At 58.3% G+C, this 12,545-nt stretch carries 7 protein-coding genes and 5 pseudogenes; 8 read left to right on the forward strand and 4 right to left on the reverse strand.

Annotated features, from left to right (window positions below; all coding sequences use genetic code 11):
* Position 1: 1 nt before the first annotated feature.
* Positions 2-1,255, reverse strand: a complete 1,254-nt coding sequence (locus N8E89_RS10840; protein WP_162707221.1) for a sarcosine oxidase subunit beta family protein — start codon at positions 1,253-1,255, stop codon at positions 2-4.
* A 215-nt stretch (positions 1,256-1,470) separates the two neighbouring features.
* On the opposite strand from N8E89_RS10840, the pseudogene folD reads away from it, so the two are divergent.
* From folD to N8E89_RS10855, 3 genes and pseudogenes are all read left to right on the forward strand, one after another.
* Positions 1,471-2,371, forward strand: a pseudogene (gene folD / locus N8E89_RS10845) (bifunctional methylenetetrahydrofolate dehydrogenase/methenyltetrahydrofolate cyclohydrolase FolD).
* Positions 2,372-2,395: 24 nt separating this feature from the next.
* Positions 2,396-3,359: pseudogene (locus tag N8E89_RS10850) on the forward strand (GlxA family transcriptional regulator).
* Positions 3,360-3,655: 296 nt separating this feature from the next.
* Entirely contained in the window at positions 3,656-4,054 is a 399-nt protein-coding gene (locus tag N8E89_RS10855) for a hypothetical protein (protein WP_106664418.1), read from the forward strand.
* Positions 4,055-4,312: 258 nt separating this feature from the next.
* Here N8E89_RS10855 and edd read toward each other — a convergent pair.
* The 3 genes and pseudogenes from edd to zwf all read right to left on the reverse strand — a co-directional run bounded on the left by edd (position 4,313) and on the right by zwf (position 8,394).
* A pseudogene (edd, locus tag N8E89_RS10860) lies at positions 4,313-6,137 on the reverse strand (phosphogluconate dehydratase).
* A gap of 67 nt (positions 6,138-6,204) precedes the next feature.
* Positions 6,205-6,903 (reverse strand): 6-phosphogluconolactonase, encoded by a 699-nt coding sequence (gene pgl, locus N8E89_RS10865; RefSeq protein ID WP_106664596.1) that lies wholly within the window; start codon positions 6,901-6,903, stop codon positions 6,205-6,207.
* 17 nt (positions 6,904-6,920) lie between these two features.
* Positions 6,921-8,394, reverse strand: a pseudogene (zwf, locus tag N8E89_RS10870) (glucose-6-phosphate dehydrogenase).
* Between the two features lie 156 nt (positions 8,395-8,550).
* Between zwf and N8E89_RS10875 the strand changes: the two are divergent.
* The 5 genes and pseudogenes from N8E89_RS10875 to N8E89_RS10895 all read left to right on the forward strand — a co-directional run bounded on the left by N8E89_RS10875 (position 8,551) and on the right by N8E89_RS10895 (position 12,500).
* Positions 8,551-10,026, forward strand: coding sequence for an aldehyde dehydrogenase family protein (locus N8E89_RS10875; protein WP_262259874.1), 1,476 nt, complete (start codon positions 8,551-8,553; stop codon positions 10,024-10,026).
* A gap of 44 nt (positions 10,027-10,070) precedes the next feature.
* Positions 10,071-10,819: pseudogene (locus N8E89_RS10880) on the forward strand (SDR family oxidoreductase).
* Positions 10,820-10,946: 127 nt separating this feature from the next.
* On the forward strand, positions 10,947-11,789 hold the full coding sequence (locus N8E89_RS10885; RefSeq protein WP_106664413.1) for an oxidoreductase: 843 nt from the start codon (positions 10,947-10,949) through the stop codon (positions 11,787-11,789).
* A gap of 79 nt (positions 11,790-11,868) precedes the next feature.
* Positions 11,869-12,102, forward strand: coding sequence for a type II toxin-antitoxin system Phd/YefM family antitoxin (locus N8E89_RS10890; RefSeq protein WP_100000049.1), 234 nt, complete (start codon positions 11,869-11,871; stop codon positions 12,100-12,102).
* A 56-nt stretch (positions 12,103-12,158) separates the two neighbouring features.
* The gene (locus N8E89_RS10895; RefSeq protein ID WP_245448769.1) at positions 12,159-12,500 is read left to right on the forward strand and encodes a type II toxin-antitoxin system VapC family toxin; all 342 of its coding nucleotides are present in this window, start codon (positions 12,159-12,161) and stop codon (positions 12,498-12,500) included.
* The last annotated feature ends 45 nt before the right edge of the window (positions 12,501-12,545 follow it).

Here is a 12,545-nt window from a genome sequence, read left to right on the forward strand (position 1 = left end):
CCTAATGCAACCTTGGCGTTGGGCCTTGCCCCTTGTCGTCAATCACATAACCACGGTAGAACCGGTCCAGCGTAAACGGCGCGGAGAGCGGGTGCGGCTCGTCCTTGGCGATGGTCCAGGCGAAGCATTTGCCTGAAATTGGCGTCGCCTTGAATCCGCCATAGCACCAGCCCGTATTCAGATACATGCCCGGCAATGGGCCGGTGGTGATGATCGGAGAGCCATCCATCGACATATCCATGATGCCGCCCCAGGATCGCAGGAGCTTGACGCGTGCCAGTGCCGGAATGAGCGCGACGAATTCGCTCATCACATCCTCGACGACCGGCAGGTTGCCGCGCTGGGCATAAGAATTGTAGCCGTCGATATCGCCGCCAAAGACCAGGCCGCCCTTGTCCGACTGGCTGAAATAGAGGTGTCCACCGCCAAAAGTCGCCACCGTATCGACGACCGGCTTCAGCGCTTCGGAGACGAACGCCTGCAGTACATGCGATTCGAGCGGAAGGCGATCAATACCCGCGCGGCGCATGAGTTCGCTGGTGTGGCCTGCAACAGCACACGCGACCTTCTTCGCTTTTATTGGACCGCGCGTCGTCATGACTCCGGTAACAGTATCGCCATCTTTCAAAAAGCTGGTCACTTCGCAATTCTCGATGATGTCGACGCCGCGCTGGTCGGCGGCGCGGGCATAACCCCAGACGACGGCATCGTGCCGCGCGGTACCGGCACTGCGCTGCATCAGGCCCCCGAGAATGGGAAAGCGTGCCGAATCGCTGATATCGAGTCCGGGGATCAGTTTCTTGATTTGTTGCGGATTCATAAGCTCGCAGTCGATGCCATTCAATCGCATCTGGTTGCCACGCCGCGCATAGACGTCCAGTTGGGGCAGGGTGTGAGCGAGATTGACCACGCCGCGCTGCGAGAACATCACATTATAGTTGAGATCGTGGGACAAGGTCTCCCACATTTTCATCGAGGCTTCGTAGAAGTGCTGGTTCTCGGTCAGCAGATAGTTCGAGCGGATCGCCGTTGTATTGCGGCCGATATTGCCGGAGCCGAGCCAGCCTTTTTCCACCACCGCTATATTGCGGATGCCATGTTCCTTGGCGAGGTAGTAGGCAGTGGCAAGGCCGTGGCCGCCGCCTATGATCACCACATCATAGGATGGTTTCGGTTCGGGTTTGCGCCAGGCGGGCTTCCAGTCCTTGTTGCCGTTGAGGGCGTTCTTAAGAAGGTTGAAAGCTGAATAACGCATGAGAGATTCCGGATTCGGATGAAGTTTATCGATCATGCTTGGCTTTTTTGCCTTCGCCAAGCCCCTAAGATCGATCGTTGAGGCACATCATCGCATTGCCCTTGAGTACCGCTTTCGCTATTGCGTCAGTGAACGCCGTTTTGACGGTATTATTCGGCCGCAAAATCAACAGTATGTTGATTGATCCCCCAAGGGTTGATTTTCAGGAGCAGCACATGGCAGTGACGATCAATGGCAAGGAGATTGCCGAGGACGTGGTCTCGAAGGTCAAGGCATCCGCCGCTGACCTGATTGAAACCAGCGGCATCACTCCCGGCATTGCGGTCGTGATCGTCGGCGAAGACCCTGCCAGTCAGGTCTATGTTGCGTCAAAGGGCAGGAAGGCGCGTGAATGCGGCTTTCACTCCGTCCAATATACTTTGTCGGAAGAGACTTCCGAGAACGAACTGGTCGCGCTCGTTGAAAAGCTCAATGCCGATCCGCTGATCCACGGCATTCTTGTGCAGTTGCCCTTGCCGAAACACATCGATTCAGGCCGCATCATCCAGACGATCTCGCCGGACAAGGATGTCGACGGCTTCCATTTCATCAATGTTGGCAAGCTCGGTACGGGTGAGATCGAAACTGCATTCGTGCCCTGCACGCCGGCTGGCTTCGATGCTTCTGATCGAACGCATTCTCGGCCGCGATCTCTCCGGCCTCAATGCTGTCGTCATCGGCCGCTCCAACATCGTCGGCAAGCCGATGTTCAACTTGTTGCTTGCACACAATGCGACAGTCACTATCGCGCACAGTAAAACCAAGGATCTCGCCAGCATCTGCCGCAATGCCGATATTCTGGTTGCTGCGGTCGGCAGGCCGCAAATGGTCAAGGCCGAGTGGGTAAAACCTGGCGCAACTGTCATTGATGTGGGAATCAATCGCATTCCTGCGCCGGAAAAGGGTGAGGGCAAGACGCGCCTCGTCGGCGATGTGGATTTTGCCGATGCATCCACCGTCGCCGCGGCCGTCACGCCGGTTCCGGGCGGCGTCGGGCCAATGACGATTGCCATGCTCATGGCCAATACGCTCGTTGCTGCCTATCGCTCGGCAGGCAAGACTCCGCCTCGCTTCTAATGGGGAATCCGGTTAGAAAAGCGCATGCCTGAAGCTCTGAAAGCCACCAGAACCTTCGCCTTTCTGCTCGTCGACAGATTCCCGATGTTCAGCCTCGCGGCGGCTATCGACACCATGCGCACCGCCAATCGCATGTCGGAGCAGCCGTTCTATTCCTGGATCACCGTTTCTGCCAGCGGCTCAGCAGTGACCGCTTCGAATGGTTTGCAGATCAACGTACAATACGCGCTGGCAGACCTTCCTTCGGCTGATATCTTCTTCATATGTGCCGGGTTGACGACCGAATTCGCAGAAAAGCCGAAAGTCATCGCGACCCTGCGCAGTCTCGGACGCCGGGGTGCATCGCTTGGCGGTCTCAATATCGGCAGCTACATTCTCGCCGAGGCCGGCCAGCTTGAGGGTCACCGCTGCACCATCCACTGGGAAAACCGCGCCGGATTTCAGGAACGGTTTCCGCAGATCGATTGCACCGGCAATGTCTTCGAGATCGACCGCAAGCGCTATACCTGCGCTGGCGGCACGACGTCGATCGACCTGATGCTCGAAATCATAAAGCAGGATTTCAGCCCCGCACTCGCCAATGAAGTGGCGAACCAGTTTCACCATGAGCGCATCCGCTCGCAGACCGACCGCCAGCGCATCGGGCCGGAGCGCGACCTTACCGGCAAGTCGGAAAAGCTGCGCAAGATCGTCGAGCTCATGGCCGACAATCTGGAACAACCGAAATCGGCGGTGCGGCTCGCCAAGGCGGTTGGCTTGTCGGTCCGGCAGGTGGAGCGTCTGTTCCTGCGCCATCTCAACATGACACCGGGCCGTTACTACATGAGCCTGCGGCTGGAGCGCGCGCGCGAACTTTTGCGTCAGACCCATTCCCCCCATTCTCGATGTCGCATTGGCAACGGGCTTCACGTCGCATTCCTATTTCGCCCAAAGTTACCGGGCGCAGTTCGGGCGTTCTCCCTCGGACGAGCGGCGCACAACCTACTAAAAGGCCCAAGACCAGCCGCGCATTTTTTCGTCAGTTTTTTTGCTCACGATCTGCGCAAAACGCAACTCAATACAATTTTTTTCAACTAAAACGGGTAAAAATACTAATAGATTCAATGTCTTGCCAAGATATTGGGCAATGTGCATTGTTTGTCGGCTTTCGAACTCACGTTTGGCTTGGAGGAGCTGTGAGGGAAGCCGGAGGAGTGGGGACGTCCATTAACGCCTGAACGCTTTTCTGTTCGCGTAATTTCCATTCGCAGATGAACGAGCCGGTTTGCGTTTTGCAAACCGGCAATGGCTGGTCGTTGCCCTGATTTTGACAAATGTTATTTTCGAGGAGGAGATGCGCAGTATCAGAACGTCAATCTTGCACTGAAACTGAATCTGCTTGATGTCCCCGGCTGGATAAGGGGGCTCGCGAATGTGTTGTTTCCCGGCATCAGCACAGATACGCCCAGTGGATGGTCGCAGCCCGGTTCGCCGGGCGCGTATTACGAGTTTGGCTGGCTATCCCATGGGACCTTTGGGATGTTTGATACGATAAATGTCTGGGGTTTCCGCGATGACACGATCACCGATTTCGTCAATGGCAATGACGTGCTGAAGTTCAGCCGCAACCTTTTATGGCAGCGCACAGGATGTGTTGAACGGTGTGTTGCAGGCCTCGGACGGAAGCGGTGTTGTTCTCAATAATTGGAATGGCTGCACAAAGCTGGAAGGGTACACTGTGGACACGTTCAGGGCCTGCGTTTCGTCACATGCCGGTTCCATCCAGATCGTGTGATCCGGGGTAAGTCCTGATCGTCACGTCCTTCCGCCTAGAACCAGCACCGCGCCGGTTTGCCGGCGCGGCACCGATGGAAAGGCATTGGCCTCGCCAAATCCCTCGATATTGTCCGCGAACTCTCTCCGGCGGAATGATCCCATATGAGGGCAAACCGCTCTAATCCATCACCCGAAAACCGATGCCCCGTTCTCGGCTTTGCCGACCACGTTGCGGAACGCCGCGAAAAGTTCGCGCCCCATCCCATAGCTGTTGTGGCTGATATCCACTTCCGGCGTCGGGCGGGCTGCGAGAACCTCAGGATCCTCCAGCACGTCGAGCGTACCGATCTCGGCATCGAGCCTGACGACATCGCCGTCACGGATCTTGCCGATGATGCCGCCATCGAAGCGCTTCCGGTGTCACGTGGATCGCTGCCGGAACCTTGCCGGAGGCGCCTGACATGCGCCCGTCCGTGACCAGTGCCACCATGTGACCGCGGTCCTGCAGCACGCCGAGCGCAGGGGTCAGCTTGTGCAGTTCGGGCATGCCATTGGCGCGGGGTCCCTGAAAGCGCACCACCGCGACAAAGTCCCGATTGAGCTTACCCGCCTTGAATGCATCCTGCAGCGCCGCCTGGCTGTCGAAGACGATGGCCGGCGCTTCTATGATATGCCGGTCCGCCTTGACCGCCGATGTCTTGATCACCGCCGTACCGAGATTGCCTTTCAGCATTTTCAGGCCGCCGGTAACCTGGAACGGCTGCTTGCAGGTTGAAAGCACCTTCTTGTCGGCACTTTCCGCAGCGACCGGTTCGCGCACCACGGTCCCGTTCTCGCCGAGTTTCGGTTCGATCGTATAGGCGCGCAGACCCTCAGTTCCACCCCATACGGTCTTCACGTCTTCATGCAACAGGCCGGCATCAAGTAGCTCCCGGATGATGTAGCCCATGCCGCCCGCCGCATGGAAATGGTTCACATCGGCAAGACCGTTCGGATAGACGCGGGCCAGCAGCGGTACCACATCGGAGAGGTCGGATATGTCCTGCCAGGTCAGTTTGATGCCTGCAGCGGCCGCCATGGCGACAAGATGCATGGTGTGATTGGTCGAGCCGCCAGTGGCATGCAGGCCGACAACGCCATTGACGATGGTCCGTTCATCGATCATTTCGCCGACAGGCGTGTATTCATTGCCGAGTGCGGTGATGGCGAGCGCGCGCTTTGCCGCCTCGCGAGTCAGTGCGTCGCGCAAGGGGGTGCCCGGGTTGATGAACGAGGAGCCCGGCATATGCAGGCCCATGATTTCCATCAGCATCTGGTTGGAGTTGGCTGTGCCGTAAAATGTACAGGTGCCCGGGCCGTGATAGGATTTGGACTCGGATTCCAGCAGTTCATCGCGGCCGACCTTGCCTTCCGCATAGAGCTGGCGGGTTTTCGCCTTCTCGTCATTGGGCAACCCGGTGGTCATCGGGCCTGCCGGAATGAATACAGCCGGCAGGTGACCGAAGGTCAAAGCGCCAATGGTCAGCCCCGGCACGATCTTGTCGCAGACACCGAGATAGACTGCAGCGTCGAACATGTCATGTGACAGGCCGATGGCCGTCGCCATGGCGATCACGTCGCGCGAGAACAGGGAAAGCTCCATGCCCGGCTGCCCTTGGGTCACGCCATCGCACATGGCTGGCACACCGCCCGCAACCTGCGCTACGCCGCCAGCTTCCTTGGCGGCTGCCTTGATCAGTTGAGGATAGGTCTCGAACGGCTGGTGTGCCGACAGCATGTCATTATACGAGGTGATGATGCCAAGGTTGGGCACCACGTCGCCGGCCAGCGCCGCCTTGTCGGAAGGGCTGCAGGCGGCAAATCCATGGGCGAGATTGGCGCAGGCTAGCGCCGAGCGTTTGGGCTTGCGCGATGCCGCCTCGCGCAGATGGTCGAGATAGACATCGCGCGTCGGCTTCGACTGTTCGCAGATGCGATGGGTAATGCTTTTCACCCGTTGCAGGACGGTCATCTTACATCTCCTCTAGGCGTCTATCCGGACGTTGGGAGCTGTCCGGATGGATCACACACTCCAGGCTTCAGGGCGCCCAGAAAATTTCAAGCGCGATCGGCTCATGCCGCAGCACCGCGCGGATCGGCATATCCGCCGTCTCGCCGTCGCCGAGCGCTTCCTCGAGAACAGCTTTCTTGGCAGCGCCTTCAATATGCAGCGCGACGAACCGCGCCTTGACGATTACCGGCAGCGTCAGCGTCAGTCGTGGCTCGCCAGCGCCCCCGGCATGCATCGGCAGGACAAGCGCCGGCTGCTCCGGCGAAATCGCATCGATGAGGCGGTCGCCGCCGGGGAAGAACGATGCAGTATGTCCGTCGCCGCCCATGCCGAGAATGACCGCATCGAACGGCTGTCCAAGCCTTGCAATTGCCTCAGCCGCTATTTTAGCACCTTCCTCGGCATCCGGCGCGTCATTGTAGAGGCCGGCGAATTTCGCCTTGGCCGCTTCATTCTGCAGAAGTGTGCCGGTGACGAGTTTCTGGTTCGAGCGGTCGCTGGAAGGCGGCACGAAGCGCTCGTCCACCAGCGTCACCGTTATGCGGTCCCAGGGCAGCTTCTTGTGCGAGAGCGCCTTGAAGAAGCGGGCCGGCGTTGTGCCCCCTGACACGGCGAGGACAGCCTGACCGCGTGCATTGCAGGCTTCGGCGAGGCGTCCGGCGATGGCCGCGGCCAAGGCCTCGGCCAACGCATCACCATCTGCGAAACTGTGCAATTCGTGTTTCATTGCCATGCGACCAATTTCTATGATGCTTCGTGCCAGGTGCGGCCGTCGCGCTCGATGAGCGCGATCGATGCCGAAGGGCCCCAGGTTCCGGCGGTGTAGCCGTAGGGTGGCTGATCGTTTTCGGCCCAGGCCTTGAGGATCGGATCCACCCAGGTCCAGGCGGCGACCACTTCGTCGCGCCGCATGAACAATGTCTGGTTGCCACGCACCACGTCCATGATCAGCCGTTCATAGGCGTCGGGGCTGCGCGCCTGGAAAGATCTCGGCGAAGCTCATATCGAGCGGTACGTGGCGCAGGCGCATGCCACCGGGGCCCGGATCCTTGATCATCATCCACTGCTTGACGCCTTCGTCCGGCTGCAGCCGGATAACCAGCTGGTTGGCCACGACCCGGCCGGCGCTTTCGCCGAAGATGGAATGCGGAATGGGTTTGAACGAAACGACGATTTCGGAAGCGCGTGTCGCCAGGCGCTTGCCGGTGCGCAGGTAGAACGGCACGCCGGCCCAGCGCCAATTGGCGATTTCGGCTTTGATCGCAACAAAGGTTTCGGTATTGCTCTTGTGCCCAAGTTCTTCCAGATAGCCCTTGACCGCGCCTCCCGCCGAGGCACCTGCTCGATACTGGCCGCGTACGGTAAGCTCCTCGTAATTTTTGGAATTGATCGGGCTCAACGACCGCAGCACTTTCAGCTTTTCATCGCGCACCGCGTCGGCATCCATCGATGACGGCGGTTCCATCGCCACGAGGCAGAGAAGCTGCAGCATATGGTTCTGAACCATATCGCGCAGTGCTCCGGCCGTATCGTAATAGCCGGCACGGTTTTCGAGCCCGACCGCTTCCGCCACGGTGATCTGCACATGGTCGATATGCGCTGAGTTCCACAACGGCTCATAGAGCGCATTGGCAAAACGCAATGCCATCAGGTTCTGCACTGTCTCTTTGCCAAGATAGTGATCGATGCGGAAAATCTGCTGTTCGTGGAAGACGTGTCCGATTGTATCATTGAGGGCGATTGCGGAATCAAGATCGCGGCCGATCGGCTTTTCGACGATGATGCGTGTGTGATCGTGAACCAGCTTGTAGCCCTTCAGGCGGCCGGTGATATCGCCGAACAGCGAAGGGTTGACCGCGAGATAGAATGCCCTGATTTTCTTTGTATCGTTGCCGACTTCGGCCTTGAGCTCTTCCCAGCCATTGTCAGACGTTGCATCGACAGCGACATAGGAAAGACGCTCCAGAAACTTGTCGAGCTGCTTTTCGTCGATTTCGTCGGCCTTTACATGTTCCCGGATCGCCGCTTCGGCAAACTTCCGGTAATCAGCATTCGACATGGCCGAACGCGATGCGCCGATGATGCGTGTTGGTTCCGAGAGCTGGCCATCGCGCTGACGCTGGTACAATGCCGGAATCAGCTTGCGCTCGGCGAGGTCGCCGGTACCACCGAAAACAATACAATCAAAAGGATCAACCGGGATAATCTGACTTGTCATGAGAACAATCTCGCTATGCCTGAACTGCGCGTCCGAAGATGCTGGGTTGTATAATCTAATCGATTTAAAATGACCAGTCCTGATACGCGAACTGCGTCAAAATGCATTTCCAATTCACGTCCTTTCCAATACCATTGCAACGAACAGGAAGCAGTCATGGTACAAAATCTATCCAGAATTATCGCACAGGATAAGAATTTCCTGAACATCATCAATGGCCGGCGTGTTGCTGCACTCTCGCAAGAAACGATCACTGTTTTGTGTCCGTCGGATGGTCTGGCGTTTGCAACCATTCCGGCCGGCAGTGCCGGGGATGTCGACCGGGCAGTCAGTGCAGCGCGCGAAGCCTTCGATCATGGCCCGTGGTCGAGGATGACTGCGGTAGAGCGCGGGCGGCTGCTGACGCGCCTTGGTCGGTTGATAGAGCAGCATGGCGATGAATTGGCGGCACTCGAGTCGCGCGATACCGGCAAGCCGATACGCCAGGGCCGGGCCGATGTGGCGGCGGCCATGCGCTATTATGAATTCTATGGCGGGGCGGGCGACAAGATTCATGGCGACACCATTCCATTTCTCGATGGGTATACGGCCCTGACTTTACGCGAACCGCATGGCGTTGTTGCGGGCATCATTCCCTGGAATTATCCGATGCAGATCATGGCGCGGGTGGTGGGTGCGGCGCTTGCCATGGGCAATACGCTGGTCGTCAAGCCTGCGGAAGACGCATCGCTCTCCACGATCCGCATCGGCGAACTTGCCGTCGACGCCGGTTTCCCCGATGGTGTGCTCAACGTCATCACCGGCTATGGCCGCGAGGCGGGCGCCGCCCTGTCGTCGCACCCCGGTATCGATTATGTGACCTTCACCGGCTCCCCCACGACCGGCACGGCGATCCAGCAGGCAGCGGCCACCAACAATCGCGGCGTCACCATGGAACTCGGCGGCAAGTCGCCGCAAATCGTCTTCGCCGATACCGATATCGAACGAGCGCTGCCCGTACTCGTCAATGCAATCATCCAGAATGGCGGCCAGACCTGCTCGGCGGGCAGTCGCATCCTCATCGAACGCCCCATTTATGACGAGGTCGCCACAGCGCTCGGGGAAAGGTTCAACAAACTCGTTGCCGGCCCCCACGATGCCGATCTTGATCTCGGCGCCATGATCAACCCTGCACAAAAGCGCCGTGTGGAGAATTATGTCAGGGCAGCGGCGGAGGCAGGAATCGATGTGGCCGGGCGCGGTTCCATAGATAGCAATGCACCTGCCGCCGGCTTCTATGTTGCGCCGGTGCTCTTTGGCGCAGTCGACCCCTCGGCCATCATTGCGCAGGAGGAAGTTTTTGGACCGGTGCTTTCGCTGTTCGCTTTCAACGATGAACAGGATGCGATCCGGCTCGCAAACAGTACTGAATATGGCCTGGTTGCGGGAGTGTGGACCAAGGATGGTGCGCGACAGCATCGCGCCGCCAAACGCATTCGGGCCGGTCAGGTTTTCGTCAACGCCTATGGTGCGGGCGGCGGCATCGAATTGCCGTTTGGCGGCTTCAAGAAATCCGGTCATGGCCGCGAGAAGGGCTTCGAGGCGCTCTACGACATGTCCGCAACCAAAACGATCATCTTCCGTCACGATTGATCGCAAACCATGACATCCATCACCAGCATGTATGAGGAGAAAACATGACCCGTTTGGCAGGCAAGACAGCAATCATCACCGGCGCAGCATCAGGTTTTGGCGAGGGGATGGCCAAGCGCTTTGCCGAAGAGGGCGCCAGGGTTCTTGTCGCCGATCTCAATCTGAAGGGTGCGCAGAAGGTTGCCGGGGATATTGGCAAGGGAGCCATTGCGGTTCATGCGGATGTCTCGCGCAAGGAGGAAGTGGATGCCATGGTGCAGACCGCGATGGATGAATTCGGCCGCATCGACATCATGGTCAACAATGCCGGCTTCACCCACCGCAACGGCTCGATGCTCGATGTCGATGAAAGCACTTTTGACCTCATCGCCGGAGTCAACATGAAGGCGATTTACTATTCGGCGCTCGCCGTGGTGCCGATCATGGAAATGCAGGGGGCGGGTCCATCATCACCACCGCCTCGACGGCCGGGCTGCGTCCGCGTCCCGGTCTTACATGGTACAACGCGTCGAAAGGCTGGGCCATCAGCGCTACCAAGTCCATGGCGATCGAACTTGCCCCGAGGAACATCCGGGTCAATTGCCTCTGTCCCGTGGCCGGTGAAACGCCGATGCTTGGCCTGTTCATGGGTGAGGACACGCCGGAAAAGCGTGCGCAGTTCAAGGCAACCGTACCGCTTGGCCGGCTTTCCACGCCGCTCGATATCGCCAATGCCGCGCTATGGCTTGCCTCCAGCGAGGCTGATTTTATCACCGGTGTTGCGCTTGAGGTCGATGGCGGCCGCTGCATTTGAGTGAAGTGCGGCTTCACCCTTGAAACAGGATCGGATCGGGCTACATTGTTCGGGTAGCCCGATTTTCCCATAGCGCTGTCCTGGCCCGTGCGACCCCGTGGCGCTCCCACCTCTCAAGGACACTATCATGACATCGAAACCTGTCTGGTTCATCACTGGCTGTTCAACCGGTTTTGGCCGCGAACTCGCGCGCCATACACTGGAACTCGGTTATCCGACCGTCGTTACCGCCCGCAATACGGCGCAGATCGAGGACCTCGCCAAGGGACATGAAGACAATGGCCTTATCCTGCAGCTCGACGTGACGAAGGCCGAAGACATTGAAAGCGCCGTCAAGGCCGCGGTGGAACGCTTCGGACGCATCGACGTGCTCGTCAACAATGCCGGCATTGGATATTTTGGCTCGTTCGAAGAGAGCGAAATGGATGAAGTCCGCAAGATGTTCGAGATCAATGTCTGGGGCCTTGCCAACATGACGCGCGCTGTCCTGCCCACCTTGCGCCAGCAGCGTTCGGGAACAATTGTCAACATTTCCTCGCAAGGCGGACTTGTGGCGAACCCGGCCGTCAGCTTCTACACGGCAACCAAGTTCAGCGTCGAAGCCCTGTCGGAAGCCCTGTCAAAGGAAGTCGCGCCGCTTGGCCTCAAAGTGCTTATCGTCGAGCCGGGTCCCTTCCGCACGGATTGGGCCGGCCGGTCCGCCAACGAGGTCCCTTCGACGATAGAGGACTACCGTTCCACCTCGGGTCAGCGCGCCCAGATGATACGGGACATAAGCGGCAATCAGCCGGGCGATCCGGTCCGTGCCGCCAAGGCAATTGTCCAGGCGGTCGAAGCCAAGGATCCGCCGCTGCGTCTGTTGCTCGGCAAGCAGGCACTTCAGAACGCCCGCAACAAGATCGGCGAGCTGCAGCGCGATTTCGATGCCTGGGAGAAAGTTACCGTAGGGGCGGATTATCCGGAGGCTTAAGGCCCATGGCTGCGTGAATTTTTGATGGAAGATATCGGAAATCAATGGTATTAGCTAAGTTAGCTAATGGAGCAGGATAATGCAGGTCACAGTTCACGCAGCCAAGACCAATCTTTCGAAACTGATCGACGCAGCCTTGGCGGGTGAAGAGGTCATCATCGCCAAAGGCAAGAATCCGGTCGTCAAGATCGTTCCCATTCCCAAGAGCCGTTTCAAGATCGGAATATTGGAAGGGCAGCTGCTCGGTGATGGTCCTGATTTCTTTGAGCCCATGTCCGAGGAGGAACTTAAACTTTGGGAAGGCGGCGAGTGAACTCGGTTCTTCTCGATACCCATACGTGGGCATGGACCCTCAATAGAAACCCAAGATTGTCCACAAAATCTGCATCCATCATCGAACAGGCTGACGTGGTTTTTGTTTCTCCAGTCAGCTTTTTCGAAATCGGTCAGAAAGTCCACCTTGGCAAATGGCCAGAGATGGAACCTTTCTTAGACCGGCTAATAATTTTGCTGGACGAAGCAGGAGCGCAAGTTGCAACGCTCACGCCGGAAATAAGTCTGGCCGCTGCGGTGATGGACTGGGCACATCGCGATCCATTCGACCGGATGCTTGCTGCAACGGCCATCCATCATGATCTGCCATTAGTTTCTGCGGACACGACATTCGACGCGCTTGCCAATCACAAAGGTTGGGTTGCCCGAATCTGGTAAAAAAGTGGCCGGCGAAAGCCGGCCAATTTGTTTCTGGGCATGCTT

This window comes from Phyllobacterium sp. A18/5-2, from assembly GCF_025452215.1.
GTDB lineage: Bacteria > Pseudomonadota > Alphaproteobacteria > Rhizobiales > Rhizobiaceae > Phyllobacterium > Phyllobacterium sophorae.

Coding starts and splice junctions, on each gene's coding strand:
- N8E89_RS10885 (WP_106664413.1), top strand. CDS start 10,947: ATGACATCGAAACCTGTCTGGTTCATCACTGGCTGTTCAACCGGTTTT.
- N8E89_RS10875 (WP_262259874.1), top strand. CDS start 8,551: ATGGTACAAAATCTATCCAGAATTATCGCACAGGATAAGAATTTCCTG.
- N8E89_RS10890 (WP_100000049.1), top strand. CDS start 11,869: ATGCAGGTCACAGTTCACGCAGCCAAGACCAATCTTTCGAAACTGATC.
- N8E89_RS10855 (WP_106664418.1), top strand. CDS start 3,656: ATGGCTGGTCGTTGCCCTGATTTTGACAAATGTTATTTTCGAGGAGGA.
- pgl (WP_106664596.1), bottom strand. CDS start 6,903: ATGAAACACGAATTGCACAGTTTCGCAGATGGTGATGCGTTGGCCGAG.
- N8E89_RS10840 (WP_162707221.1), bottom strand. CDS start 1,255: ATGCGTTATTCAGCTTTCAACCTTCTTAAGAACGCCCTCAACGGCAAC.